We start from the raw sequence: 24,983 nt of genomic DNA on the forward strand, positions 1-24,983 counted from the left end.
GTCCTTGTTTTTTTCAGTCAATATTGCAAATCTCCAGCGGGCAATTTTCACACTCAATCTCACATCGTAAATAGTCCCGCTTGTGCAAAATAATTTTTCCGGATTCGTCTATCGAAATAACCCCTTTTTTGCGGAGATCTCCCAGCATACGGTTGATGCTTTCCCGTGCAGCCGCGCAAAACTTTGCCAAATCCTGATTTGTCAGGACAATGTTAATCAGAATGCCGTCGCTTCGCTCCACTCCGTAGCTGTTTGATAAACGGATAAGGGTAGAATAGAGCGCCCCCTTTTTGCCATGAAGAAGCAGATCCCTGATTTTGGACTGAATCTTCCGGAGGTGCGTGCTCATCCATTTCATGAACTCAAATGTTAAAGCGCCGTTTTGGATTAATTCTTTTTCCAGCTTATTTTTATTAATGACGAGCACCTCGCCATCCTCTAGCACTTTTGCACTGAGCATATACCTCGGTTCTTCAGTGAAAAGTGTTAATTCTCCGACGATATCATGCTTTTGGCAGATTCTAAGCGTCAGGTCTTTTCCGTCAGATGTCAGCTTGCCGATTTCAATGAGTCCTGATTGAATCAGATAAAGCTCTTCTGCATCCATTCCTTCTCGAAACAAATACGTGTGTTTTTCCATTTTTCTTTTCGTGCTGATCGATTCCAGCAGTTCATGCAGATCGCTGGATATAAGATCACTATCAGATGGTCGAACAGAGAGAAAATTCATGAGCTCACCTCGAAGAAAGTCACGTTGTGTGTTTATTGTAACGTGAATTGATTTGTACCCATCGAGAAAAAACTAACAATCTTGTGAATGCCCAGTGTTAGTTGATGCTCTGGCTGTTTCTCTCCGTGTGTGTTTTCATTCTTTCCTGCCAATACATCCATATGACAAGGACAAAACTGGCTAACGCCACCTCTGAAAGCGCCATAAACCCGATCGCGTACTGGCCTGTTGCCTGAAACACACTCGCCAATATGAGCGGAGGAAAAAAGCCGCCTAATCCGCCCATGGCAGACACAATCCCATTGGCAATCCCCGCTTGCTTCGAAAAATAGAAAGGCACCAGTTTAAAAACAGTCCCATTTCCTACGCCTGAGCAGACGGCCACAGTTAATGATCCAAACGTATAAAGGCCGATTGTCGGCGAGAACGATAGGATAATGCCTGATAATGTAAGCCCGGCAAAAACAAACATCAAGATGCGGAGCGGGCTCATTTTATCAGCCAGGAATCCGCCCGCAGGCCTGAGCAGCGTAGAAACCGCAATAAAGCCAGCCGTCCGCAAGCCGGCATCTGCAGGATTCAGCCCAAAATGCTCCACCAGAAAGTTCGGCAGATAGATAGTGAAGGCGACAAAGGCACCGAACGTAATAAAATAAAACAGGCTCAGAAACCATAGCACATGATTTCGGTAAACGGCTTTGATTTGAGTCTTAACAGAAACTTTGACCTTCTTCTCATGCCTGTCGCCAAACAAAACGTGCAGTAAGGCAAAGACAGCTAGCAAAACCAAATACATCTGCACGGTTGATTTCCACCCGACGGCTTGAGCGATAACCGGCGCTGCAAATGTCGTAACGGCTGTCCCGATATTTCCTGCACCGTAAATCCCATTGACGACACCGTGCTTTTCTTTCGGATAATATTTCGGGAGGGAGGTCACCCCAATGGAAAACACCGCTCCCCCGATCCCTAAGAAAAAGCCGCCGGCGATTAAATCAAACAGAGAATCCGCGATACTGATCCAAAATACAGGAAATAAAAGCAGGATGAAACTGATCATAAACATCAGCCGCGCGCCAAACCTGTTCGTTAAATACCCTAGAGGAATGCGAAGAAGCGACCCGAGGATAACGGGAATCGCCGTCACCAAAGAAATCTCGCCCTTGCTTAAATGAATATCTAATGTGATTTGGGAAATGAGTGATGAAATCAGCACCCAAACCATAAACCCTGCCACCAAGCTTAATGACTGTAACGATAATTGAATGTGTTGACGGTTGATCATTTGGCTTGCCCCTTTCAATGATTCAATAATCAGTCTTATCATACAAAAACTCGGCAAACAGGATTGTGAATTACATCACACGTTTTTCTCATAAAAAAAGGACAAAGCCCGAAGACTTTGTCCTTTTGTTCGTGATTACATTTTTTCCGGAGCCGATACGCCGATCAGCTGAAGCGCATTGTTCAGCGTAATTTGCGTTGCCTTCATTAAAGCCAGGCGCGCGCGGCTTTTCTCTTCATTTTCAGGGTCGATGACTTTCTCTGCGTTGTAGAAGCTGTGCAGAGCAGAAGCCAGATCATAAATATAGTTTGTGACACGGTGCGGAATTCGCTTTTCCGCTGCTTCCGCCACTGCCTCTGGGAAGCCGCCGATCGTTTTCAGCAGATCGTATTCTTTTTCTGATTGAATATGGCTGAAATCAAGATCCGCCGCCGGTTTAAGTCCCTGCTCTTCCCCTTGGCGAAGCATGCTGCAAATACGGGCATGCGCGTATTGTGCATAATACACAGGGTTTTCGTTAGATGTTGATACAGCAAGATCTAAGTCAAAATCCATATGGGTGTCCGCACTTCGCATCGCAAAGAAGTAACGAACGGCATCCAAGCCGACTTCTTCTATCAGGTCACGCATCGTTACGGCTTTACCGGTCCGTTTGCTCATTTTCATTTTCTCGCCGTTTTTGTAAAGGTGAACGAGCTGAATGATTTCTACTTCAAGCGTTCCTTTTTCATAGCCCAGCGCTTCGATTGCCGCTTTCATACGCGGGATGTAGCCGTGGTGATCGGCGCCCCAAACGTTGATCAGCTTATCAAAGCCGCGGTCAAGCTTGTCCTTATGATACGCGATATCAGGAAGCAGGTACGTGTACGTGCCGTCCTTCTTGATCAATACGCGGTCTTTATCATCGCCGAACGTCGTGGAACGGAACCAAGTCGCGCCGTCTTCTTCATAGACATGGCCTTTTTCGCGGAGCGCTTCAAGCGCCTTGTCGATTTTTCCATTTTGGTACAGTGAGGTTTCTGAATACCACACATCAAACGGCACACGGAAGTTTTCCAAGTCCTTGCGCAGCTTTTCCAGCTCGTATTTCAGGCCGTATTCACGGAAAAACGCGAGACGTTCACTTTCCTCTTCGTTAACGAAACGATCACCGTATTCCTCAGCGAGACGCTTTCCGATCGCAATGATATCCTCGCCGCGGTAGCCATCCTCCGGCATCGGTTTTTCCAATCCGAGTGCTTCAAAGTAACGGACTTCAACAGAGAGCGCCAGATTGTTGATTTGGTTTCCCGCATCGTTAATGTAGTATTCGCGGCTTACATCGTAACCCGCTTTTGAAAGCACGTTGCACAAGGAATCGCCGACAGCCGCCCCGCGCGCATGCCCGAGGTGAAGGTCTCCCGTCGGATTCGCTGATACGAATTCTACCTGAACTCGTTCACCGTTTCCGATGTTCGTTTCCCCGTATGCTTCCCCTGCTTCCAGTACAGACGGAATCAGCTTTGTTAAATACTGATTGTTCATATAGAAATTGATAAAACCCGGGCCGGCGATATCCAGTTTTTCAATCGAAGCCTTCCCTTTATCAAAATGGGCGACAATCTCTTCAGCGATTTGACGCGGCGCTTTTTTTGCCACTCTTGCCAGCTGCATCGCCATATTCGTTGAGTAGTCGCCGTGTGTTTTATCTTTCGGTGTTTCTAAAACAACATTGGGAATCTGGCTTTCTTCAGCCAGTCCCGCTTTCAGAACGGCCGCTTTGATTTCTTCTTTCAGCACGTCCTTCATTTGTTCCGCAATGTTCATGCGTGAGTTCCTCCCTCATACGTGATCGTCATATTATGTAAATGCTCCTGCTCGTCTCCGACATGCATGTCATATGCGATGCTGATACGGCCTTTTTCTTCATCGAGATCAGATTGAATCGATTTTGTGCTTGTTTTCAGCTCAAGCTCACCAAATGACATTTTATATTTAGCAATTGTGGAAGCTCCCGTTATGAAACGCTGATTCATTTTGACAGCCCCTGACCTCATGACCAGGACTTCGCCTTCGCTTACTTTCACAATCGTTTTGACTTTGCCTAAGTCGTGTTCTTCATAATAAGATAGATACACTTTATTTTGTTTTACATAGTAAAATCCGGTGGTGCGGAATTCGATGACTTCTTGGTTTCCGTCATCCTCGATCACAGACTTCACATGGAGTGTTATCGGTGTCTCTTGCTTCATTCTGACACGTCCTTTTCATCATTCCACTTTGACTTGAATAGTATAATCATTCGGTTTGTAAACTTCAACTGCTTCTATCTTACCATCATTGCTCATCAGATTTGAAGATAAACCTCATAAAAAGCATTTCCTTATATAGAAGAGAAAATCATATCACTAATTACCTTTAGGAAATGTTACATTTTTCCGAAATCTATCATTTCCTTTTCACATTTTTTTCAAAATATATGTATTGAATTAGTAATTTGATAGTTTTAAGATAAAAGTACAACATAGATCTGCTAGAAAAACAAAAAAAGGGAGGATTCAATTATGAAAAAAGCTGTCATTGTAGAAAACAAAGGTTGTGCAACATGCTCGATCGGAGCCGCTTGTCTAGTGGACGGTCCTATCCCTGATTTTGAAATTGCCGGTGCAACAGGTCTATTCGGTCTATGGGGGTAAGGATCTCCCAAAAGGGCATAGTCATTCTACTATGCCCTTTTTAAGTTACCTCTTGGATATACATACACAACCGTTTTTCATTTGAATCATATGTATAGGGGATGGTATTTTGTTTATAGAGCAGATGTTTCCATTTATTAATGAAAGTGTAAGAGTTCACCAGCTTCCTGAGGGCGGCGTGTTAGAAATCGACTACTTGCGCGATAATGTCTCCATTTCTGACTTTGAGTATTTGGATCTCAACAAAACAGCTTACGAGCTCTGCATGCGCATGGATGGCCAAAAAACAGCTGAGCAGATTTTAGCTGAGCAATGTGCAGTGTATGATGAATCACAGGAAGACCATAAAGATTGGTATTACGACATGCTCAACATGCTCCAGAACAAGCAGGTTATCCAGCTTGGAAACCGGGCCAGCCGCCATACCATCACCACGAGCGGAAGCAATGAATTTCCGATGCCCCTGCACGCCACCTTTGAACTGACGCACCGCTGTAATTTGAAATGCGCCCACTGTTATTTGGAGAGCTCACCTGAAGCGCTCGGCACCGTGTCGATTGAGCAATTCAAAAAAACGGCTGATATGCTGTTTGATAACGGTGTATTGACATGCGAAATCACGGGCGGAGAAATTTTTGTCCATCCAAACGCCAATGAGATTCTTGACTATGTGTGTAAAAAGTTCAAAAAAGTCGCTGTCTTAACAAACGGAACACTCATGCGAAAAGAGAGCCTGGAGCTTTTGAAGACTTACAAGCAAAAAATCATCGTCGGCATTTCTCTTGATAGTGTCAATTCCGAGGTCCATGACTCCTTTAGAGGGAGAAAAGGCTCTTTTGCCCAAACTTGTAAAACGATAAAATTGTTGAGTGACCACGGTATATTTGTCAGAGTCGCCATGTCTGTCTTCGAAAAAAACATGTGGGAAATCCACGATATGGCCCAAAAGGTTCGGGATCTCGGGGCGAAGGCATTTTCTTACAATTGGGTTGACGATTTCGGAAGAGGCAGGGATATTGTCCATCCAACGAAAGACGCCGAGCAGCACCGCAAGTTTATGGAATACGAGCAAAATGTGATTGATGAGTTTAAAGATCTGATTCCGATTATTCCCTATGAGAGAAAACGCGCGGCAAATTGCGGCGCTGGCTGGAAGTCCATTGTGATCAGCCCGTTCGGCGAAGTACGTCCTTGCGCCCTCTTTCCAAAGGAATTTTCATTGGGAAATATTTTTCATGATTCCTATGAAAGCATCTTTAACTCCCCTCTCGTCCATAAACTGTGGCAAGCGCAGGCGCCGCGCTTCAGTGAACATTGCATGAAAGACAAATGCCCGTTCAGCGGCTATTGCGGAGGCTGTTACTTAAAAGGGCTGAACTCTAACAAATATCACCGAAAAAACATTTGCTCTTGGGCGAAAAATGAACAATTAGAAGACGTGGTCCAGCTTATTTAGGAGGGAAACGATTTGTCACCAGCACAAAGAAGAATTTTACTGTATATCCTTTCATTTATCTTTGTCATCGGCGCAGTCGTCTATTTTGTCAAAAGCGATTATCTGTTTACGCTGATTTTCATTGCCATTGCCATTCTGTTCGGGATGCGCGCGCGGAAGGCTGACTCGCGATGAGCATTTTGGATATACACGATGTATCCGTTTGGTATGAACGGGACAACGTCATCTTAGAACAAGTAGATTTACATTTAGAAAAAGGCGCCGTTTACGGGTTGCTTGGGGTAAACGGCGCCGGAAAAACGACACTGATTAATACGCTGACAGGCGTGAACCGCAATTTCAGCGGGCGCTTTACACTGTGCGGAATTGAAGCGGAGGCCGGCATGCCGCAGAAAACATCAGATCAGCTGAAGACTCACCGTTACTTCGCCGCCGATTATCCGCTGCTATTTACAGAAATTACGGCGAAGGACTATGTGTCTTTCGTCCATTCGCTTTATCAAAAGGATTTTTCAGAGCAGCAGTTTGCCAGTTTGGCCGAGGCCTTTCATTTTTCGAAATACATCAACAGGAGAATTTCGGAGCTGTCCTTGGGGAACAGGCAAAAGGTTGTATTGATGACAGGCTTATTGCTGCGCGCTCCCCTATTTATTTTGGATGAGCCGCTCGTCGGTTTGGATGTGGAATCGATAGAGGTCTTTTATCAGAAAACGCGCGAGTACTGTGAAGCAGGCGGGACCATTTTGTTTTCTTCTCATCTGCTCGATGTCGTGCAAAGATTTTGTGATTACGCGGCTATTCTTGACAACAAACAGATCCAAAAGGTCATTCCGATTGGAGAGGAGACCGATCTGCGGCGGGAATTTTTCGAGGTGATCGGCCATGAATAACATAATCCCCATCATGTCTTTGCTGTTCAAACAGCTTTACAGCCGGCAAGGGAAAAAGGACGCCATCCGCATTGCCGCAGGCCTTGTCATTCTGGCCGTGTTTGAAATCGGGCTGATTCGCCAGGCCGGCATTGATGAATCGGTGTTGCGCAAAACGTATATCATACTCGCGCTTCTCTTAATGAACGCATATATGGTGTTTCTTTCTGTGACATCTCAATGGAAGGAATCTTATATGAAACTGAGCTGCCTGCTGCCGATTTCTTCACGGAGCTTTTGGCTCGCCCAGAGTGTCGTTTTGTTTGTCGATACCTGTTTGAGAAGAACTTTATTCTTTTTTATTTTACCGCTGTTCTTATTTGGAAACGGAACGCTGTCAGGGGCGCAAACATTGTTTTGGCTCGGCAGGTTTTCGTTTTTTACCGTTTACTCCATTATTTTCGGAGTTGTGCTAAGCAACCACTTCGTCAAAAAGAAGAACTTGATGTTTCTGCTGCATGCGGCGATATTCGCCTGTGTATGTATCAGCGCCGCTTTGATGCCGGCCGCCACGCTTCCGCTTTGCGCGGTGCATATGCTGTGGGCGGTGATCATTGACTTTCCTGTCTTTCTGCAGGCGCCTCCGCAGCAGAGCAAGATGCATTCATTTATGCGGCGATCTGAATTTTCGTTTTACAAAAGAGAATGGAACCGATTTATCTCTTCTAAAGCGATGCTGTTAAATTACGCGGTAATGGCGGCGTTCAGCGGCTTCTTTTCGTTCCAGATGATGAATACCGGCATCTTCAATCAGCAAGTGGTTTATATCGTGATTTCCGCGCTTTTGCTCATCTGCTCGCCGATCGCCCTTTTGTATTCGATTGAAAAAAATGACCGGATGCTGCTTATCACGCTTCCGATCAAGCGGAAAACGATGTTTTGGGCGAAATATCGCTTTTATTCAGGCCTATTGGCAGGCGGATTTCTCCTTGTCGTGATGATTGTGGGTTTCATCAGCGGCCGTCCGATTTCAGTTCTCACTTTTTTGCAGTGCATTGAGTTGCTGCTGGCGGGAGCTTTTATCAGGTTAACTGCGGATGAAAAAAGGCCCTCCTTCAGCTGGCAGACGGAGCAGCAGCTATGGAGCGGTTTCTCAAAATATCGGTCTTATCTGTTTTGTCTTCCCCTATTCTTAGCCACATTAGCCGGCACCGCTGTATCCTTGGCGGTCATTCCGATAGCCGGTCTGGTCATAGTCTATTACCTGCAAAAACAGGATGGTGGTTTCTTTGATACAAGCAAAAGAGAACGGCTTGGAAGTTAACCTGCTGAAGACTCATCAATTTTCAACTATTTCAATCGCCGCGAGCTTTCTGAAACCGATCGAAAGCGCGGCGGAACCTGAGGAAGAAACGATTTATTTTTACGGCGCCGCCGCATACCTGAAGGAGCAAATTATTGACGCTTTCGGTTGTGCTGCCGGCAGCCGTTTCATGTACTCAGCGAATCTCTTTTTTGATCAGCAGCTGAAAACCTGCGGGACCCGTTTGATTCACCCATTATATAACGGGAATCTTCATGTTGACGCCCTGCTGAAAACTTTTGCAGACTTGTCTTTCCCTTCTTCTCTTTCATTCGAAGCAGTTGAAAAGGCCAGGAATGAGCTGCTGCTGAGAATCGAAAAGAAATTCACTGATCCTTTCTCCTACTCGGCGGCGCGCTTGGCTGAGGAGGTCTTCGGAAACCCGATGTACGGCACAGGCATGTTTGGCCGGAAAGACAGGATAAAGGCGATTCATCCTAAACGGTTTCTCGACGCAACGGACTTTATCGTTGATTTAGTGTCCCAGCAAAAACAGCTGAACATATTGGGACAAGTACAAGCATGTGATGTTCGGGGACATGCCCCGCAAACGTCCGCTGTAACGTCCGAAAGAATACCCGTAAACCGGCATGTTTTTGAAACAGAGACACGCAGCGCTGCAGGTCCTTCCGTCTTGACACTCGGATTTGACTGCGGAGAGATGAAAGATGCCAGCGATTATATCAAAATACAGCTAATAGACGGATTACTGGGAAAGTACGGCCATTCCGCTTTATTCAAGCACTTCAGAGAGAAGGATCTGGCAGTCTATCACGTTATCACCCGTTACGATGTCATGAACAATTTGCTGCTTGTTTCAATATGTACAGATCAGCTTCATGAGATAGACATTCCCCCGCGCGTTTTGGAAGCTGTCTCAGCTTTTCATACAGATGAGCGGGAACTAGAACAGGCAAAGCAGTTTTTACGCAATGAATTGCTGCTGCAATTCGATTCTCCCGAAGGTCTATTGGCCTATATGGGGATCCTGCGCCGCTTCTCCTGCACGAAAGAAGCCTTGCTGGATGGCATCTCAGCGGTTACATGCCGTGATGTATTGCAATTCATAGCGACCATCAATTATATCGGAGCTCATGTAGTAAGGGGATGAAGAGATGGAAAATAAAGCCTTTTTTCAACAACTGGATGAACGAACCGATATCAGATACACAGACAGCGGACTAAAAATATTCAGATTGAAATTCCCCCGCGCCCACCTGCGGCTGTGCAATGTAAAAATCGATTTTGGAAGCCGGGATGTATGTATACGGGCAGAATCCGGTGATACACTGCTTCCGTATGGCACAGCGCATTTTTTAGAGCATCTTCTCTTCTGGCATAACGGCCGCAATCTGTACAGTGATTTTTTTGCGCATGGCGCGCTTTTAAACGCATTCACTACCTACACCGATACCAATTTCATGTTTACCTCATTACCGGATCGGCTCAGACAAACGATCCCCATCCTGCTTGATGCTTTATGGAACCACTCATTTGACAAGAAGATTGTCGCTCAGGAAAAAGCTGTGATTACAAGCGAAATTCAAACAGCACACCTTAACGATCAGCTCTCATATCATTATCAGCTGATCAGCATGCTTTCTCCCTCCTCACCAGCTGCCGTTTTCCCCGCAGGCAGAATCGAAGATATTGAGGCGCTGGACATCAGTGATTTACAAAAAGCCTATAAGGCTGCCTACCAAACCCATCGGATGACGCTGTTTTTGATTGGGGGCTCAGAAAATACAGAAACGCTTTTGCCTCCTCACCTCCAGCTGGAAAAGCGTCCGGATTATCATGCTGAAAGAAAAATCATCCCGGCATGCCCTCCAGCCCTCTCACAAAAAATGATGCTGGGTGATGAGGAGCGGATGGAAGATACATGGACCGGATTACAGATCGGCGCACTTCCCGGGCAAAACGATCTGTGGGTGATAAAGCTTTATTGGGATATCGCGGCTCGTATTCTATTTCAATTAGATTCACCGTTTTTTCAAGAGATTCAGCAAACGTACCGTCTGGAAATCGATCGCTTGTCAGCCGAGACTTATATATATGAGGATGGCGGTTTCTTGATCCTTCACAGTCAAGGGACCCATTCTTCAGCTTATATCGATGTGGCTTCATACTATGTCACACAGAAGAAAGAACAGGTTGCCGCCTGGCTTCAATACGGCAAGGACTCTTTGACAGACGCGATCATTTATGACAGCGATTATGTGCGTAAATGCTTCGAGTGGGCAGCCGAGTGTGACAGGTGCGATTGCTCGTTTCTTGACATGTACCACATCATTCAAGATATGGATGCGCAGGTTTTCTTGTCTCTCATTGATGCAATGGCATCTTCTAACAAAGCGATCATTCACGTTTCTCAGAAAGAGGCGATTAGACAATGAAAAAAAGCACTGTCTTTACCCTTTTATTGCTGCTTATAGGTATGGCGGCTTATTCCTTCGGATGGGTTCAGGCCGTTGCCGAAGCCGCCGCCCAATATGTACAGATGATCAACAATGATGCTGTTCGGCTCGGACTGCTGGCTTGTACCGCTGCCCTCCTGATGCTGCCTGCTTTTCTATATCTTCATTATGTCACCCAATCCGTGAAAAACATGACAGCAGCTTTTCAGAAACTCACACAGTCTCATCAAAGCTGCTGTGACTTTCAGCAACACAACTTGTGCAGCCGATATGCAGAAGACGTCAAATCGCTGCGTGACAGCTATAAAAACGTCCGCCAAACATACGTGATGGCTGCCGTGTTGTGCCAAGTCATCATATTCGGCTGCATGTTCGAAATCGTTAAAGCCGTCCCTTTCCGCCTTCACACGCCCCCTGCCCTTTCAATGGGACTTGCGATGCTACTGATTCTGTATTTATTGTTTTGCATGCGAACTTATTTGCGGCAGCTTTTCCGGCACGGCAGCCTGTTCAGAAAAGTGTTTGCGGGAGCGCTGGCAGCAGCCGGGATTTGGTGGATGCTCAGTTTCTCTATAAGTGAACTGCTGTTTCTGATTATCCTGGCTACCATTCAGCAAATCGGATCATTTATTTATAAACGATTCTCTTATCGCAGCACCGCTTCTCTTGATCTATAAAATAGCTACATCGCAATCGCAGACGGACCCGCGCCAACCGGAATCACCGTCACGGCTGTATAATCACTTGTGCGGTACACGGTCACAGCATTGTCGTTGGGCTGTGCCGCATAAATATACTGTTTGTCCGGCGTTACGGCGAGGTCAAAAGCGCCGGGGAGAGACACGTTTGCAATGATCCTCTGTCTGGCCGTATTAACTACATATAAGTTATTAATAAGAAACGGTTCACTATATGGCTCTAGAAAATAAGCTCTAGTGCTATCGAGAGAAAATACAATCGTCCTCAGCGTTTCAAATAAACGGCTGAAGTCCCCTCCCCTGCTTAATGGAGACAAACTAATCTCCGTTACACCTTTCGGCCACAGCTCACCATTCAACACGTACGCAAAATTTCCAGCGTAAGGAGTTGCAATTAAACTGGGAAATTCAAATGTATCTATGATACTTTCTACCAACTGCCCAGTATTTATATCATATTTATCAACCGACCAACTGCTTCCATTAGCGGTATAGACATACTGTCCATTCGGATCAAGAGCAAAGTCTAAAGCGCCGGGTATCGGAATGACATCAATGACCGATTGAGAGGCCGTGTTAATCACATATATAGATCCGGCGGCCATCACGTATGCGAACTCATCTTTTGGATCAAATTCGATCTTTCTCGGCCCTCCTCCAACAGTAATGGTATTTATGATGGTTAATGTTTTATTATCAATCACTGAGACAAGGTTGGTATTTCCATGGAGGACATACGTGAATGCTTTATCGAAAGTAACGCCTAGATTAGTTGGCACGTCAGAAAAAGGGATTGTTTTTACAACAGTGTTTAAATCTGCATCAATAACCGAAACCGTGCTGTCTCCAGTATTGGCAGTAAACACATACGATTGAGGGTCTGGTGATGGCGGTAAAACAAGTGTCCCGGTCACCGTAAGCGGACTGCCGTAGAAAGGCGGTACAATGAGCAGATCTTCCACTGTTATTTGACTGAAATCAGGACAGCGGCCAGACTGTGCTGCATAATAAACAACTTGATCAATCTCTTCGGTATGAATCACAGAAACCGCCCCATTGCCTTGTCCATATTGATTTCGCACAGGCGACACACTGACAAGAAGCGTAATGGTCCCTTGTACTCTCACAGCATATCGAACACCGATATCTTCTGGTTCCGGCCCAGTCTGGATTAAGCAAGGCTCACTGATACAGGACACATTGTCTGTACTCCATGTAACAGCCGCTGACGCTTCGGCCGAATCAACCTTGAAGCCCTCAGGGAAATCTATCGGCACTTGAAACGGCGCTTCCCGGCTAATTTCCTCATCACAAAAACAGAAACAATTTTCCTGTAAAGCAGAAAGATCATTCTTTTTCATGATTTCACGTCCTTTTAGAAATGCACAACATGCAGCGGTTAAATCGTAATGGCACCCGGTGAAACCCCAAGAGATATCACAGTTTCCTCAGAATAATCATCTGTGTTGTAAACAATGATGCTCTGCTCTATAAAACGAGTTGCATACAGAAAATCGCCATTCGGGGTAAACGCATAGTCTGTTGCTGATTGCGGAAGATTTCCAATTACACCTGCTCCATTTGGACTGACAGAATATAAATTGCCAGTGAAGCCGTCATATAAATACACCTCTGCTCCACTCGTAAACATTACATATAGCCCGTCAGGCTCCAGCTCTTGGGTATCCCTGATCGTAAACGTATTTAAATCAATAACCGTCAAATAATTGAATAAGAATTCTTGTTCTAATACATACGCATACCGCTCCGTAGAATCTGTTTCTATGGATGATACGATAAGCTCTCGTTCAATCGTTCCTAAGACTTCACCGGTAGATAAGTCCACTTTTTGCACTAACCCAAAATTAAGAACATAGGCGAACAACCCATTGGGGTCAATTGCAATATCAAAACCTTCTACAGGAATAGACCTCTCAACAGTCAACGTATCAATTCCAATCACATAAATGGCAGTACCGGTGAAAACATAAGCAAACTCATGATTAGGGATAAATCTAATCAATCGAGGCGGCTGATCCAGCAATATAGTTGCTGTCACTGTTAATGTGTCATAATCGATGACAGAAATCACATTATTGTTGGGATGTAAGACAAACACAGCGCTTTTATCTGGCGTAATTTCAATACCTGCCGGATTGTACGGAAGAGCAATCGTTGTCACAACAGTATGGGTGTTTGTATCAATCACAGAAACTGATTGATCATTTGGATTCGCTGTAAACGCGTAGACGGGTTCCGGCTCCGGTACAAGCACAATCGTCCCCGTCACCGATAAAGGACTGCCGTAAAACGGCGGAACAACAACAAGGTTCTCAATCGTGATGTCACTGATATCCGGGCAATCATCCGGTTCATCGGAATAATAGACGACTTGATCGATTTCTGCATTGTGAATGACGGAAACAGCCCCGTCCCCTTGTCCATATTGATTTCGCACAGGTGAGACACTGACGAGTAGCGTAACGGTTCCCTGCAGGCGCACTGCAAATTGAACACCGACCTCATCAGGCTCTGGCCCCGTTTGAATTAAGCAACGGTCACTGACACAAGAAAGGCTGTCTGCATTCCACGTCACGTTTGCAACAGCTTCAGCCGGATCAACGACAAATCCTTCAGATAATTCAATCGGCGCTTGAAACATGGCTTCTCGGCTTGCTTCTCCCTCACAAAAACATAAGCACTCTTCTTGTTCTGCTCCTGCTTTTTCTTTAAAGGAAAGCTTATTTTTTCTCATTCCTTCACTTCCTTTTCAGACATACACTGCTCACGCAGATATAACAGAATATGGAAGAGTAACGTGTTTGCTTGTACAAATTGCTGAGGGTAAACGCTTCTTTTTGAAAATATATCTCCAAACATGCGGTATAACGAAAGAAAAAATTGCGGTTTTTTTGCGCTTCTCACAAGAATGTTGATGATAAAATATGACATATATAGAATTATGAAGGGAGGGATTTGCAAAAGTGACAGGTGTCATATCTTCTTCTTCCATCGGAGAAAAGATTAACGAATGGTATATGTACATACGCCGATTTAGCATACCCGATGCAGAATATTTGCGACGAGAAATCAAGCAAGAGCTGGATCAAATGGAAGAAGATCAAGACCTTCATTTGTACTATTCACTGATGGAGTTTCGGCACAACCTGATGCTTGAGTACCTTGAACCGTTAGAAAAAATGAGGATTGAGGAACAGCCGAGACTGTCTGATCTGCTGCTTGAGATTGATAAAAAACAGGCTCGTTTAACTGGTCTGCTTGAGTACTATTTTAATTTCTTCAGAGGCATGTATGAGCTGGATCGCCGTGAATATGTATTAGCCATTCAATTCTTTAAAAAAGCTGAGAGCAAGCTGGTTTTTGTCAAAGATAAAATCGATAAAGCTGAATTCTTTTTCAAAATGTCAGAAGTCTATTATTATATGAAACAAACTTATGTCTCCATGGACTATGCACGTCAAGCATTCGAAATATACAGTGAACAGACTACATATGATATCAGAATGATTCAATGCCAGTCCTTATTCGGAGCCAACTTTTTGGATTTAAAACAATACGAAAAAGCAATTGCCCATTTTCAAAAAGCCTTTACACTTGCAAAAACAGAGCAGCAGCCCCAATTAATGGGAAGAACACTTTATAACATAGCACTCTGCAAGCAAAACCAAAACAGTTTTGAATCAGCGATAGAGTATGTAAAAAAATCTATTCAAGTATTTGAAGGATCTAAAATGCTTCCTTCATTGCCACAAGCTTTTTTCCTAATTACACAAATTTATTTTAAATTAGGTAAGATTGATAACGCCTGTGAATATCATAAAAAAGGAAAAGAGTATTCTGCAGCTGCGGGAGATACCGTGTATCTAACGGAGTTTGAATTTTTGGAATCTTTATACTTGTCTGGACCGGATGAGGAACGGATAGAAAAATGTTTTGTTTTTCTTGAAAGTAAAATGATGTATGCAGATATTGAGGACTTCGCACTTGATGTTGCTAAATATTATCATCAACAGGAAAATTACAAAAAAGCATCTCATTACTTTTTAAAGGTTGAAGAAGCAAGACAGCACATTCAAGGGGGGGTGAATTTATATGAAATGGAAGTATAAATTATTACTCGCTTGTTTAGCTGTGAGTGCTGTATTTATCACAGTCGAAGTATCAAATTCATCAACAGAACATTTTGATGTTGCGCAACGCGCCATGATCTAAACCGCCGTCCATCGGCGGTTTTTTTGTCCCCTCTTTACCCAGTCTCCCAATCCATGCTATGATTTTTTCAATAATCTTAAAAATAGTGGAAATGCAGCATGTCTCTAAAAAGTGTGAGAACCCACTTTACACAGTGGAATCGAGAAAATGATGTGACGGAGTTCGAGACGTCGAGCGCGACAGTGTTGAACAGACAGCTGAGACGATCGGCGTAAGCCCGACTAGAATCGCCAAGACCCTGTCCTTCAGAGGGGAAGGAGATCAGGCGATTCTGATTGTGGCAGCCGGCGATGCCAAGATTAATAACAAAAAGTTCAGGCAAACATTTGGCTTTAAAGCAAGAGTGCTCTCTCCTAATGAGGTACTGGAGCAGACAGGCCATGAAATTGGAGGTGTTTGCCCATTTGGGTTGGCTCATGATCTTGAGGTTTATCTAGATGTATCGCTGAAACGGTTTGAGACTGTTTTCCTCGCATGCGGCAGCAGAAACTCCGCTATTGAGGAGAATTATCCGAATTTTCTTTCTCAAAAGCATGGATTGATGTTTGTAAAGACTGGGAATAAAAAAACATCCAGACATCGTCTGGATGTTTACTTATTTCACAAACCCAAGCAGCATTTCACGGATGATTTTGCTGGCTGTGTTTGCCGTTTGCTCTGAGTGGTCGTATACCGGCGCGACTTCCACTAAATCAGCGCCCTTTACGTTTACCTCTGAACGCGCAATTTCATGGACGGATGCAAGCAGTTCTTTAGACGTGATGCCGCCGGCGTCAACCGTTCCTGTACCCGGTGCGTGTGCAGGGTCTAATACGTCAATGTCAATTGTGACATAAACCGGACGGCCCGCCAGCTTCGGAAGCACCTCTTTCAGCGGTTCAAGCACTTCAAATTTTGAGATGTGCATGCCGTTTTCCTTCGCCCATTCAAACTCTTCTTTCATGCCGGAACGGATTCCGAATGAATACACATTGTGCGGTCCGATTAATTCTGCCGCCTTACGGATCGGCGTGGAGTGAGAAAGCGGTTCTCCCTCATAATCAACTCGAAGATCTGTATGTGCGTCAAAATGGATAATCGCAAGGTCTGGGTATTTCTTGTACATCGCTTTAATGACAGGCCATGACACGAGGTGCTCCCCGCCCATACCCATTGGGAACTTCCCTTTTTCTAAAATGCTGTCCACGTACTCTTCAATCATATCCAGGCTTCGCTGCGGATTTCCGAACGGCAGCGGAATGTCGCCGGCGTCAAAGAAGTTCAAGTCAGCCAGATCGCGGTCTAAATATGGGCTGTATTCCTCAAGGCCGATTGATACCTCACGGATTCTGCTTGGACCAAAGCGTGAGCCCGGGCGATAGCTGACTGTCCAGTCCATCGGCATGCCGTAAAGAATGGCGTCCGCCTCTTCCCACTCGGGACGGCTCGCGATAAATACTTTTCCTGAATAAGCTTCATCAAATCTCATCTATAATACCCTCGCTTTCCTGTAAAAAAGCGCAAGATTCGCTCCTGCGCCATACCTTCATTATTTAATCAGGTCACTCACAAATTTCGGCAGAACAAACGCCGCTTTATGAATATCTTTTGTGTAATATTTCGTCTCAATATCGAAGAAACGGCTGTCTTCCACTGCAAGCGGATCATATTTTTTCGAGCCAATTGTAAATGTCCACAAACCGCTTGGATATGTCGGAATGTTCGCCGTATACAGCTTCGTAATCGGGAAGATTTCCTTCACGTCGCGCTGTACATTTGTGATTAATTCCGGTGTAAACCATGGGTTGTCCGTCTGCGCAACGAAAATACCGTCTTCTTTCAGCGCTTTTGCGATTCCTGCGTAGAATCCTTTTGTAAACAGGTTTACAGCCGGTCCGACTGGTTCAGTTGAATCTACCATGATGACATCGTATTGATTTTCAGATTTTGCAATGTGCATAAATCCGTCATCTACCTGCACGTCAACGCGCGGATCATCCAGTTTGCCTGCGATAGAAGGAAGGAACTTTTTAGAGTATTCGATCACCTTGCCGTCAATATCTACAAGTGTTGCCTTTTTCACGCTTGGGTGCTTCAGGATTTCTCTGATAACGCCGCCGTCACCGCCGCCGACTACGAGAACGTGCTCCGGATTTGGGTGCGTAAATAATGGCACATGCGCCACCATTTCGTGATAAACGAATTCGTCTTTTTCAGATGTCATCACCATGCCGTCTAAAAACAGCATGTTGCCGAACTCTTCTGTTTCCACCATTTCTAAATGCTGAAACTCCGTTTGTTCTGTATGTAACGTTTTGTTAACCTTCATCGTAATGCCAAAGTTTTTCGTCTGCTTCTCTGTGTACCAAAGTTCGCTCAATTGTCATCTCCCTTTCGAGGCTGTATTCATTTATTGTAAGCGTCTTATCAGCTTTTATTCTCGGTAGAAATCTCATTTTCACCTAAGGAAAAAGTATAGAGGATGGCGGGGAAAAAGTAAAGATGCGTCCTGTTCTGCGATGTTTAAAAACGATCTTTTTTTCTCATAATAGTAGAAACATAAAAAAAGGGGGAACCCGTTGTGGATGCAATGACAAATAAACGGCTGAGACTGACGCTGAAAACCGTTCGCGCCTTTATCTTTTTAGGGGCTTTTGCGGCCTTGGCGGCAGCTGCCGTGTTTATGACTGTCATTTTGATAGCCAAATACCAGGGCGCTCCCTCGGTGCAAGTGCCGCAATCCACGATTTTGTATGCGAGTGACGGCTCAAAGCTCGGGGAAACGAACTACGGCGAAAAGCGCTATTGGGTCCCCTTAAAGGACATGAATCCGACGATCGTAAAAGCGACAGTGGCGATTGAAGACCAGAATTTCTACGATCATCACGGCTTTGATTATAAACGCATGGCCGGCGCGGCGCTTGCTGACCTGAAAGCATTTGCCAAGGTTCAGGGTGCAAGCACCATCACCCAGCAATATGCGAGAAACTTATACCTTGAACACGACAAAACGTGGAAACGGAAATGGAATGAGGCGTTCTACACGATCCGTCTGGAACAAAACTATTCTAAGGACGAGATATTAGAAGGCTATTTAAATACGATTTACTACGGCCACGGCGCCTACGGCATTGAAGCAGCTTCCCGCCTGTATTTCGGCAAGCATGCCAAAAACCTGACGGATGCGGAGGCGGCGCTTTTGGCAGGAATCCCGAAAGGCCCTTCCGGCTATTCACCGTATGTCAATGAGACGAAGGCCAAGGAACGCCAGAAAACGATTGTGCGGATGATGGAAAAGCAGCAGATGATCAGCCAAAAGAAAGCGGATGAATTGATCAAGGAACCTCTTTCCTATCAGCCTTTGAATAAGCAAGTTTCCAAGAGAAAGGCTCCTTATTTCTATGACAATGCGATGAGAGAGCTGGAAAAAAAGCTCGGCATGACACGGGAGCAAATTGAAACGAGCGGGTTAAACGTCTATACAACGGTAGATAAACGGATGCAGCGCATCGCCGAGGAGACCATTACCGAAACGGTTAACGCGGGCTCTGACATTCAAGTCGGGTTTTCAGCCATTGATCCCCGCACCGGAAACGTTCTCGCCCTTGTCGGCGGCAGGGATTATCAAAAAAGCCCGTTTGACCGGACGACACAGGCGAAGCGCCAGCCTGCTTCGACGATCAAGCCGTTGCTGTACTATAAAGCGATTCAGAGCGGATTTACGCCAGTCACTTTGATGAAAAGCGAAGAAACCGAGTTTCAAATTGATGCAAAGGGAGAAACCTATTCTCCAAGCAACTATAACGGATACTATGCCAACAAGCCGATTACGCTTCTGCAGGCGCTGGCGCTTTCCGACAATATTTACGCTGTGAAAACGCATCTTTTTCTCGGCACGAACAAACTTGTAAAGACGGCAAAGGAATTCGGCATTACCGCCCATCTTCAAGCACTGCCGTCTCTGGCACTCGGCACCGAACCCGTACGTCCGATTGAGATGGTCAACGCCTATGCCATGCTCGCAAATGGCGGAAAGAAAATCGAACCGACTTTTATTTCAAGAGTAACGGACGCAGCCGGCCACGTGCTGTACGAAAACCCGAATCAGCATAAACAGGTGCTTGATGAAAAAGCCGCTTTTGTCACAGCGAGTATGATGACAGGCATGTTTGATACCGATTTAAATGGATATACGTCGGTTACGGGGCGAACGATAGCCAACCGCCTGACAAGAACGTATGCCGGAAAATCAGGAACCACCAGCGCAGACAGCTGGATGATTGGCTTCAATCCGAAGCTGGCCGCCGGTGTTTGGACCGGCTATGACAAAAACAGCACCATCGACTCGGTCGAAGAAAAAAGCTATGCTAAAACCATTTGGGCGGACTTCATGGAGGACGCGCTCAAAGGCGAACCGGAAACCGCGTTCAAGCCGCCAAAAGGCGTAACCGGTGTGTACATTGATCCGGAAACAGGCTACTCATCAGGTCCCGGCTGCGCCGCTAAGCATTACACATATTTTGTGAAAGGCACAGAACCAGCAAACGTGTGCTACGGGGCAGAACCCGCAAAACAAACAAAAGACCGGCTTCCATCCAAAGAAAAGCCCGCTTCCGAGAAAAAGTGGTGGGACAAATGGCTGGGGCGACATCATTGAAAATAACCCGGCTCCTCGGAGGCCGGGTTATTCGTATGGTTCCTTCATAATCGATGGAAGAATGTTAGACAATCGAGCTGAACAATCAGTTTTGGGATAAAGTGGTGAATTTCTCATTTCTTCGGCGCTGGCTTTCATCTCCCAGTCGCCGACTCATATCCCCCTAAAAATGAAAAACCCCGAGTCTTGTTTCGGCTCGGGATTTTCCATGTCCTATTTCTGTATCACCAGTTTACTCAATGTTCACGAAAAATATCTCAAATATTCTAAAAGTTCACAGAAAATTCACAAATTAATTGTCTTCCGGAAGCAGGCTCGTTTTTAACTCATCTGAGGAACGGTCCCATAGGCCCTGATCATGCTTTTTCAGAAATTCGCCTAGTACACGCTTCGAGCTGTCGTCCATTTTATCAACGATGATTTTCCGTTTCATGGATTTATCCATCAAATTCACATGCTCAGGCAGCGACTTGTAGCCTCTTCTGATGCTTCTGTCGACCGTCATTTCACAGGCTGTCACACCAGCGTAATAAGGCCCCTCTTCTTTTCTGTCAATCGTTACCCACACAAGCCAGTATGGTTTTCCGTTCGGCACTTCTTCTTTATTCGGGAGAAATTTAATTCCTTTTTCAACGGTGCTGCGGGCATGCATGGCGCCGATGTCTACGAACGCTTCTTTTTCTTCTACATCAACGAATACGGGAGAAATGTTATCAAGGCTGAGTGCCCCTACGCCAAAACCGCCGTGTCCGTCTGTCGGATCACTTTTGATAATATTAAACCCGATTGATTTTTTCTTTTTTTCTTCCATGAAGTTCTACCTCCTACAAAAGCGGTTGAAATATCGCTGAAAACAGCTTTAAAATCGAATCTCTTCCTGCATTGAGCATCGGCCACAGCACGTAAGATCCTAGCGGTGTCACAAACAGCACCAAAAATACGATAAAGCCGTAGCTCTCCGCCTGCGTCATTTTGGCACGCACGCCCGGCGGAACGAGATCTTCTATAATTCGATAGCCATCGAGCGGAGGAAGCGGCAGCAGATTAAATAAAAACAAGACAAGATTCAGCTGTATCCAAATAGAAAAAAACTGATCCAGCCCCGTGCTGAACGCCGCAAGCATTTCCATTCCGTACGCATGCATCAACACTAACAAAAAGAAACCAATAAACGCAAGAATCAGGTTACTGACGGGCCCGGCTATGGATACGAGCACACCGGCAAGCCGGGGTTTCTTAAAGAAGCGGCGATTCACGGGAATGGGGCGCGCCCACCCGAATCCGGCCACCAAAATCAAAATGGTTCCGAACGGATCAAGGTGCTTGATAGGATTCAGCGTCAGTCTTCCTTGTTTTTTCGCCGTATCGTCACCAAATTTGTATGCGACATAAGCATGGGCAAGCTCATGCATCGTAAACGACACAATTAGCGTGATGACGAGATATGGCATTAAAGATAACGGATAATATAAAAAACGGTCCAAGTGAGATATCCCTCTTTCTCAAAATGCAAGAATTTACTTTATTCAGTATACTATAAGAAGCCTCTTTTTCTAAAGAGAGGAAACGAGATAAAGGAGGATTCAGCACCCATGCCATACGTAACTGTCAAAATGCTCGAAGGCCGTACAGACGAGCAAAAACGCAATCTTGTCGAGAAAGTAACAGAAGCCGTAAAGGAAACAACCGGTGCTTCTGAAGAAAAAATTGTTGTCTTTATAGAAGAAATGAGAAAAGACCATTATGCCGTCGCAGGCAAACGCCTGAGCGATATGGAATAATCTCTATAAAGCCGGCGCTTCGCGCACCGGCTTTTATTATCCCTATTGAGCCAGCTTCGCAATAATCGCCAAGAACGTCTTTTTCTCTTCGGCTGTTAAACGTTCAAACATGCGGTCAATCAGCTGCTGGCGGTTTTCAATCATTTGTTCAGCCGCTCCCCGGCCCGATTCAGAAAGCGTAATCCATACAGTGCGGCGGTCATTATTATTTCTGGATCTCTCAATAAACCCTTCCTGCTCTAAATGATTCAGAGCTGTGGTCGTGGCAGAGGGAGACAGTGTGACCTCCTTCAAAATATCCTTTATGGTGCAGCTCCCATGTCTGTATATGATCCGCAGAATAAATCCTCTTACATTATTCACGTGTTTCGGAACGGTGGCTTCATCTAATTGCTTCGTGCTTTTCAAATATTTTGTAAGTGCGTGATCCAGCAAATTTGCTTCCAGTTTGTCATGGTCCATGTCAATTTCCCCATTTCGAGATGCATTCATAACATACGAACGATATGATTTACTTATTATTTTACTGATTCCGAATAGGGAAAGTCAAAAAAGCAAAATGTGAATTCACAGCTTTTATCCTACATGCCTCGATTTTCCACCTGTTTGACAAGTTTATCTTTAAAAGTTTGGAAAGGAACGTGTTCACTCTGCTGATCTCCGAATCGGCGGACGTTTACCGCATTCTCCTGCTCCTCATGATCTCCAAGCACCAGCACGTACGGAATTTTTTGCACCTGCGATTCTCTGATTTTATAGCCCAGCTTCTCATTGCACTCATCAATGCCGGCTCTTATCCCCGCCTGCTTCAGCTCCGCCTGCACTTTTCTGCAATAGTCTAAGTGAACGTGCGAAACCGGTATGATTTGAACCTGGACCGGTGCGAGCCAGACTGGAAAAGCCCCGCCGTAATGCTCGATCAAAATGCCGAAGAAACGGTCGATTGAGCCGAAAACCGCTCTGTGGATGACAACGGGACGAACCTTCTCATTGAGTTCGTTGATATATGTTAAATCAAATTTTTCCGGCATTTGAAAATCAAGCTGAATTGTCGCACATTGGTGGCTCCGTTTTAGAGCATCTTTTATATGGAAATCAATTTTCGGCCCGTAAAACGCCCCATCGCCTTCATTGATCTCATAAGAGAGGCCAAGCTCCTCAAGGACGCGTGCTAAGGCACGTTCCGACGCTTCCCAAAGGCTGTCATCGCCTAATGAATCCTCCGGGCGAGTCGAAAGCTCAACTGAATACTCGAAACCAAATGTCCGATATACCTCATCAATCAGCCGAATCGCTTCTTTGATCTCACTCTCAATCTGATCCTCCCGAACGAAAATATGGGCGTCATCCTGACAGAACGTCCGAACGCGAAGCATTCCGTTTAAAGCGCCGCTGTATTCATGGCGGTGCACCTGTCCGAATTCCGCCATGCGAATCGGCAGATCCCGATAAGAATACAGGCTGTTTTTAAAGATGAGCATGTGGCCGGGGCAATTCATCGGCTTCATTGCGAATCTTGTATCATCCACTTCTGAAAAGTACATATTGTCGCGATAATGGTCCCAATGGCCTGACTGCTCCCATAACCGCTGATTCATCATAAACGGCGTACGCACCTCATCGTAGCCGGCATTTGTTTGCAGCTCACGCGAGAAGCGCTCCAGCTCATTGCGGACAATCTGCCCTTTCGGCAAATAAAACGGCATCCCCGGCGCTTCTTCAGAAAACATAAACAGCCCTAACTGTTTGCCGAGCTTGCGATGGTCTCGTTTTGCCGCTTCTTCCAGCATATGCAGGTGCGCATCCAAATCTTTTTTCTTTTGAAACGCAACCCCGTACACCCGCTGCAGGACTTCATTTTTACTGTCTCCGCGCCAATAAGCGCCTGATACTCTTGTCAGTTTGAACGCCTTGATCATCCCTGTAGAAGGAAGATGCGGCCCGCGGCACAGGTCAACGAATTCCCCTTGCTGGTACAGTGTGATATCCTCCCCGCGCGGAATATCCTTTAAAATCTCAAGCTTGAGCCGCTCGTCTTTTTGTGCAAACAGCTCTTCAGCTTCTTCGTAAGAAACCTCTATACGTTTGATTTCAAGGTTCTCATTTATTATGTTTTTCATTTCTTTTTCGATGGCCCCTAAGTCTCCTGATGCCAAGCTTTTCCCCAGCTTCATGTCATAGTAGAAGCCGTCTAGAATCACAGGCCCTACCCCCAATGACACTTCGCCGTACAGCCGTTTTACTGCTTGGGCCAGCACGTGCGCTGTTGTGTGGCGAAGCACCTGCAAGCCTTCTTGTGAATCGAGTATGACAATCGAAAGCTCAGCATCCTCCTCCAGCTTGAAACTGAGATCAACAAGCTTGCCGTTGACCTGACCTGCGGCCGCCTTCTTTTGCAGACTGGAACTGATAGAACCAGCCGCTTCTTTGATTGTGATGCCTTTCGGATATTCCTGGATCTGTCCGTCCGGAAGCTGAATGTCTACATGTTTACTCATTTTAAAACACTCCTTATTCATTGTTGTATATAAAAAAACACACCCGTCCCGCAGATAGGGACGAGTGTGTGATTAACCCGTGGTTCCACCCAAGTTCCCGACAAATACGATATTGTCGGCTCGGTGCTGTAACGCAGCATAGACGGCATTGGTTACTTCAGTTCCCCAATGCTGCTCCAAGGCGGTAAATGATATTCCTAAGCTGGGAAGCTCTCACCTTTCCTTCCCTCTCTGAAAACCGTAACTATCATTCATGTCCTTTTCATCGCATGTATTCAATTCATAAAAAAACACACCCGTCCCGCAGATAGGGACGAGTGTGTGATTAACCCGTGGTTCCAC

26 protein-coding genes, 1 pseudogene and 2 other annotated features (1 of these 29 running past the window's edge) are annotated in these 24,983 nt (G+C 45.5%); of the genes and pseudogenes, 14 read left to right on the top strand and 13 right to left on the bottom strand.

Annotation, left to right across the window (positions count from 1 at the left end; all coding sequences use genetic code 11):
* Positions 1–13: 13 nt before the first annotated feature.
* From fnr to NSQ09_RS03645, 4 genes are all read right to left on the bottom strand, one after another.
* Positions 14–730: a fumarate/nitrate reduction transcriptional regulator Fnr gene (gene fnr, locus NSQ09_RS03630; protein ID WP_014481215.1), complete on the bottom strand. Its 717-nt coding sequence runs from the start codon at positions 728–730 to the stop codon at positions 14–16.
* Between the two features lie 97 nt (positions 731–827).
* The gene (gene narK, locus NSQ09_RS03635; RefSeq protein WP_144453187.1) at positions 828–2,015 is read right to left on the bottom strand and encodes a nitrate transporter NarK; all 1,188 of its coding nucleotides are present in this window, start codon (positions 2,013–2,015) and stop codon (positions 828–830) included.
* 135 nt (positions 2,016–2,150) lie between these two features.
* Positions 2,151–3,821: an arginine--tRNA ligase gene (gene argS, locus NSQ09_RS03640; RefSeq protein WP_003227570.1), complete on the bottom strand. Its 1,671-nt coding sequence runs from the start codon at positions 3,819–3,821 to the stop codon at positions 2,151–2,153.
* The gene (locus tag NSQ09_RS03645) at positions 3,818–4,246 is read right to left on the bottom strand and encodes a DUF1934 domain-containing protein (RefSeq protein ID WP_017696263.1); all 429 of its coding nucleotides are present in this window, start codon (positions 4,244–4,246) and stop codon (positions 3,818–3,820) included. Before NSQ09_RS03645 ends, argS begins: the two co-directional genes overlap by 4 nt.
* 312 nt (positions 4,247–4,558) lie before the next feature.
* On the opposite strand from NSQ09_RS03645, the gene sboA reads away from it, so the two are divergent.
* Genes sboA through albG form a run of 9 tightly spaced genes read left to right on the top strand, consistent with a single transcriptional unit; the run spans position 4,559 to position 11,472 of the window.
* Positions 4,559–4,690 (top strand): subtilosin A, encoded by a 132-nt coding sequence (gene sboA, locus NSQ09_RS03650; protein WP_003222002.1) that lies wholly within the window; start codon positions 4,559–4,561, stop codon positions 4,688–4,690.
* Positions 4,647–4,775 carry a bacteriocin biosynthesis protein gene (locus tag NSQ09_RS03655; RefSeq protein WP_257986280.1) on the top strand — a complete coding sequence of 43 codons (129 nt, stop codon included), beginning with the start codon at positions 4,647–4,649 and terminating at the stop codon, positions 4,773–4,775. The genes sboA and NSQ09_RS03655 overlap by 44 nt, the downstream gene beginning before the upstream one ends.
* 24 nt (positions 4,776–4,799) lie before the next feature.
* The gene (gene albA, locus NSQ09_RS03660) at positions 4,800–6,146 is read left to right on the top strand and encodes a subtilosin maturase AlbA (protein WP_341030574.1); all 1,347 of its coding nucleotides are present in this window, start codon (positions 4,800–4,802) and stop codon (positions 6,144–6,146) included.
* Between the two features lie 12 nt (positions 6,147–6,158).
* Positions 6,159–6,320, top strand: coding sequence for an antilisterial bacteriocin subtilosin biosynthesis protein AlbB (gene albB, locus NSQ09_RS03665; protein ID WP_003222006.1), 162 nt, complete (start codon positions 6,159–6,161; stop codon positions 6,318–6,320).
* On the top strand, positions 6,317–7,036 hold the full coding sequence (locus NSQ09_RS03670; protein WP_129093489.1) for an ATP-binding cassette domain-containing protein: 720 nt from the start codon (positions 6,317–6,319) through the stop codon (positions 7,034–7,036). Before albB ends, NSQ09_RS03670 begins: the two co-directional genes overlap by 4 nt.
* Positions 7,029–8,339 carry an antilisterial bacteriocin subtilosin biosynthesis protein AlbD gene (gene albD / locus NSQ09_RS03675; RefSeq protein WP_038829818.1) on the top strand — a complete coding sequence of 437 codons (1,311 nt, stop codon included), beginning with the start codon at positions 7,029–7,031 and terminating at the stop codon, positions 8,337–8,339. Before NSQ09_RS03670 ends, albD begins: the two co-directional genes overlap by 8 nt.
* The gene (gene albE / locus NSQ09_RS03680) at positions 8,329–9,489 is read left to right on the top strand and encodes an antilisterial bacteriocin subtilosin biosynthesis protein AlbE (RefSeq protein ID WP_080015532.1); all 1,161 of its coding nucleotides are present in this window, start codon (positions 8,329–8,331) and stop codon (positions 9,487–9,489) included. Before albD ends, albE begins: the two co-directional genes overlap by 11 nt.
* A gap of 4 nt (positions 9,490–9,493) precedes the next feature.
* A complete protein-coding gene (locus tag NSQ09_RS03685; protein ID WP_017696258.1) occupies positions 9,494–10,774 on the top strand; it encodes a M16 family metallopeptidase in 1,281 nt (426 codons plus the stop codon).
* Positions 10,771–11,472 carry an antilisterial bacteriocin subtilosin biosynthesis protein AlbG gene (gene albG / locus NSQ09_RS03690; protein ID WP_029318695.1) on the top strand — a complete coding sequence of 234 codons (702 nt, stop codon included), beginning with the start codon at positions 10,771–10,773 and terminating at the stop codon, positions 11,470–11,472. Before NSQ09_RS03685 ends, albG begins: the two co-directional genes overlap by 4 nt.
* Positions 11,473–11,477: 5 nt before the next feature.
* Here the strand turns inward: albG and NSQ09_RS03695 are convergent, their stop codons facing one another.
* Genes NSQ09_RS03695 through NSQ09_RS03705 form a run of 3 tightly spaced genes read right to left on the bottom strand, consistent with a single transcriptional unit; the run spans position 11,478 to position 14,475 of the window.
* Positions 11,478–12,854 carry a YncE family protein gene (locus NSQ09_RS03695; protein ID WP_341030575.1) on the bottom strand — a complete coding sequence of 459 codons (1,377 nt, stop codon included), beginning with the start codon at positions 12,852–12,854 and terminating at the stop codon, positions 11,478–11,480.
* A 38-nt stretch (positions 12,855–12,892) separates the two neighbouring features.
* Positions 12,893–14,248 (bottom strand): YncE family protein, encoded by a 1,356-nt coding sequence (locus tag NSQ09_RS03700; RefSeq protein ID WP_341030576.1) that lies wholly within the window; start codon positions 14,246–14,248, stop codon positions 12,893–12,895.
* Positions 14,245–14,475, bottom strand: a complete 231-nt coding sequence (locus NSQ09_RS03705; protein WP_017696254.1) for a hypothetical protein — start codon at positions 14,473–14,475, stop codon at positions 14,245–14,247. Before NSQ09_RS03705 ends, NSQ09_RS03700 begins: the two co-directional genes overlap by 4 nt.
* Before the next feature lie 2 nt (positions 14,476–14,477).
* Here NSQ09_RS03705 and NSQ09_RS03710 point away from each other — a divergent pair, with 2 nt between their 5' ends.
* From NSQ09_RS03710 to NSQ09_RS03720, 3 genes and pseudogenes are all read left to right on the top strand, one after another.
* Positions 14,478–15,623, top strand: a complete 1,146-nt coding sequence (locus tag NSQ09_RS03710) for a response regulator aspartate phosphatase (RefSeq protein ID WP_017696253.1) — start codon at positions 14,478–14,480, stop codon at positions 15,621–15,623.
* Positions 15,607–15,726: a PhrC/PhrF family phosphatase-inhibitory pheromone gene (locus NSQ09_RS03715; protein WP_014665774.1), complete on the top strand. Its 120-nt coding sequence runs from the start codon at positions 15,607–15,609 to the stop codon at positions 15,724–15,726. Before NSQ09_RS03710 ends, NSQ09_RS03715 begins: the two co-directional genes overlap by 17 nt.
* Positions 15,727–15,824: 98 nt before the next feature.
* Positions 15,825–16,290: pseudogene (locus tag NSQ09_RS03720) on the top strand (YbaK/EbsC family protein).
* Between the two features lie 31 nt (positions 16,291–16,321).
* Here the strand turns inward: NSQ09_RS03720 and speB are convergent.
* Both speB and speE read right to left on the bottom strand, forming a co-directional pair.
* Entirely contained in the window at positions 16,322–17,194 is an 873-nt protein-coding gene (speB, locus tag NSQ09_RS03725; RefSeq protein ID WP_003227545.1) for an agmatinase, read from the bottom strand.
* A gap of 60 nt (positions 17,195–17,254) precedes the next feature.
* Positions 17,255–18,085: a spermidine synthase gene (gene speE / locus NSQ09_RS03730; protein ID WP_003227543.1), complete on the bottom strand. Its 831-nt coding sequence runs from the start codon at positions 18,083–18,085 to the stop codon at positions 17,255–17,257.
* Between the two features lie 201 nt (positions 18,086–18,286).
* Between speE and NSQ09_RS03735 the strand changes: the two genes are divergently transcribed.
* A complete protein-coding gene (locus NSQ09_RS03735) occupies positions 18,287–20,362 on the top strand; it encodes a transglycosylase domain-containing protein (RefSeq protein WP_015384942.1) in 2,076 nt (691 codons plus the stop codon).
* 292 nt (positions 20,363–20,654) lie between these two features.
* On the opposite strand, the gene NSQ09_RS03740 is transcribed toward NSQ09_RS03735, so the two are convergent.
* Both NSQ09_RS03740 and NSQ09_RS03745 read right to left on the bottom strand, forming a co-directional pair.
* The gene (locus NSQ09_RS03740; RefSeq protein WP_015250981.1) at positions 20,655–21,173 is read right to left on the bottom strand and encodes a YwhD family protein; all 519 of its coding nucleotides are present in this window, start codon (positions 21,171–21,173) and stop codon (positions 20,655–20,657) included.
* A 13-nt stretch (positions 21,174–21,186) separates the two neighbouring features.
* Complete coding sequence (locus NSQ09_RS03745; RefSeq protein WP_003243167.1) at positions 21,187–21,846, bottom strand: site-2 protease family protein; 660 nt, start codon at positions 21,844–21,846, stop codon at positions 21,187–21,189.
* 108 nt (positions 21,847–21,954) lie between these two features.
* Here NSQ09_RS03745 and NSQ09_RS03750 point away from each other — a divergent pair, with 108 nt between their 5' ends.
* On the top strand, positions 21,955–22,143 hold the full coding sequence (locus NSQ09_RS03750; protein ID WP_003222038.1) for a 2-hydroxymuconate tautomerase: 189 nt from the start codon (positions 21,955–21,957) through the stop codon (positions 22,141–22,143).
* Between the two features lie 42 nt (positions 22,144–22,185).
* Here the strand turns inward: NSQ09_RS03750 and NSQ09_RS03755 are convergent, their stop codons facing one another.
* Positions 22,186–22,605 (bottom strand): MarR family transcriptional regulator, encoded by a 420-nt coding sequence (locus NSQ09_RS03755; RefSeq protein ID WP_017696250.1) that lies wholly within the window; start codon positions 22,603–22,605, stop codon positions 22,186–22,188.
* Positions 22,606–22,724: 119 nt separating this feature from the next.
* On the bottom strand, positions 22,725–24,641 hold the full coding sequence (gene thrS / locus NSQ09_RS03760) for a threonine--tRNA ligase (protein ID WP_341030577.1): 1,917 nt from the start codon (positions 24,639–24,641) through the stop codon (positions 22,725–22,727).
* A gap of 53 nt (positions 24,642–24,694) precedes the next feature.
* Positions 24,695–24,916, bottom strand: a binding site (T-box leader).
* Positions 24,917–24,947: 31 nt separating this feature from the next.
* Positions 24,948–24,983 (bottom strand) — a binding site (T-box leader); it runs 186 nt beyond the window's last position.

The organism is Bacillus sp. FSL W8-1202 (genome assembly GCF_038006165.1).
GTDB classification, from domain to species: Bacteria; Bacillota; Bacilli; order Bacillales; family Bacillaceae; genus Bacillus; species Bacillus subtilis.

What these genes read in the sequence shown, in the direction of transcription:
- NSQ09_RS03715 (WP_014665774.1), top strand. Translation starts at nt 15,607, where the DNA reads ATGAAATGGAAGTATAAATTATTACTCGCTTGTTTAGCTGTGAGTGCT.
- albD (WP_038829818.1), top strand. Translation starts at nt 7,029, where the DNA reads ATGAATAACATAATCCCCATCATGTCTTTGCTGTTCAAACAGCTTTAC.
- NSQ09_RS03670 (WP_129093489.1), top strand. Translation starts at nt 6,317, where the DNA reads ATGAGCATTTTGGATATACACGATGTATCCGTTTGGTATGAACGGGAC.
- albG (WP_029318695.1), top strand. Translation starts at nt 10,771, where the DNA reads ATGAAAAAAAGCACTGTCTTTACCCTTTTATTGCTGCTTATAGGTATG.
- NSQ09_RS03740 (WP_015250981.1), bottom strand. Translation starts at nt 21,173, where the DNA reads ATGGAAGAAAAAAAGAAAAAATCAATCGGGTTTAATATTATCAAAAGT.
- NSQ09_RS03700 (WP_341030576.1), bottom strand. Translation starts at nt 14,248, where the DNA reads ATGAGAAAAAATAAGCTTTCCTTTAAAGAAAAAGCAGGAGCAGAACAA.
- speB (WP_003227545.1), bottom strand. Translation starts at nt 17,194, where the DNA reads ATGAGATTTGATGAAGCTTATTCAGGAAAAGTATTTATCGCGAGCCGT.
- narK (WP_144453187.1), bottom strand. Translation starts at nt 2,015, where the DNA reads ATGATCAACCGTCAACACATTCAATTATCGTTACAGTCATTAAGCTTG.
- NSQ09_RS03750 (WP_003222038.1), top strand. Translation starts at nt 21,955, where the DNA reads ATGCCATACGTAACTGTCAAAATGCTCGAAGGCCGTACAGACGAGCAA.
- thrS (WP_341030577.1), bottom strand. Translation starts at nt 24,641, where the DNA reads ATGAGTAAACATGTAGACATTCAGCTTCCGGACGGACAGATCCAGGAA.
- NSQ09_RS03685 (WP_017696258.1), top strand. Translation starts at nt 9,494, where the DNA reads ATGGAAAATAAAGCCTTTTTTCAACAACTGGATGAACGAACCGATATC.
- fnr (WP_014481215.1), bottom strand. Translation starts at nt 730, where the DNA reads ATGAATTTTCTCTCTGTTCGACCATCTGATAGTGATCTTATATCCAGC.
- sboA (WP_003222002.1), top strand. Translation starts at nt 4,559, where the DNA reads ATGAAAAAAGCTGTCATTGTAGAAAACAAAGGTTGTGCAACATGCTCG.
- argS (WP_003227570.1), bottom strand. Translation starts at nt 3,821, where the DNA reads ATGAACATTGCGGAACAAATGAAGGACGTGCTGAAAGAAGAAATCAAA.
- NSQ09_RS03645 (WP_017696263.1), bottom strand. Translation starts at nt 4,246, where the DNA reads ATGAAGCAAGAGACACCGATAACACTCCATGTGAAGTCTGTGATCGAG.
- NSQ09_RS03755 (WP_017696250.1), bottom strand. Translation starts at nt 22,605, where the DNA reads ATGGACCATGACAAACTGGAAGCAAATTTGCTGGATCACGCACTTACA.
- NSQ09_RS03695 (WP_341030575.1), bottom strand. Translation starts at nt 12,854, where the DNA reads ATGAAAAAGAATGATCTTTCTGCTTTACAGGAAAATTGTTTCTGTTTT.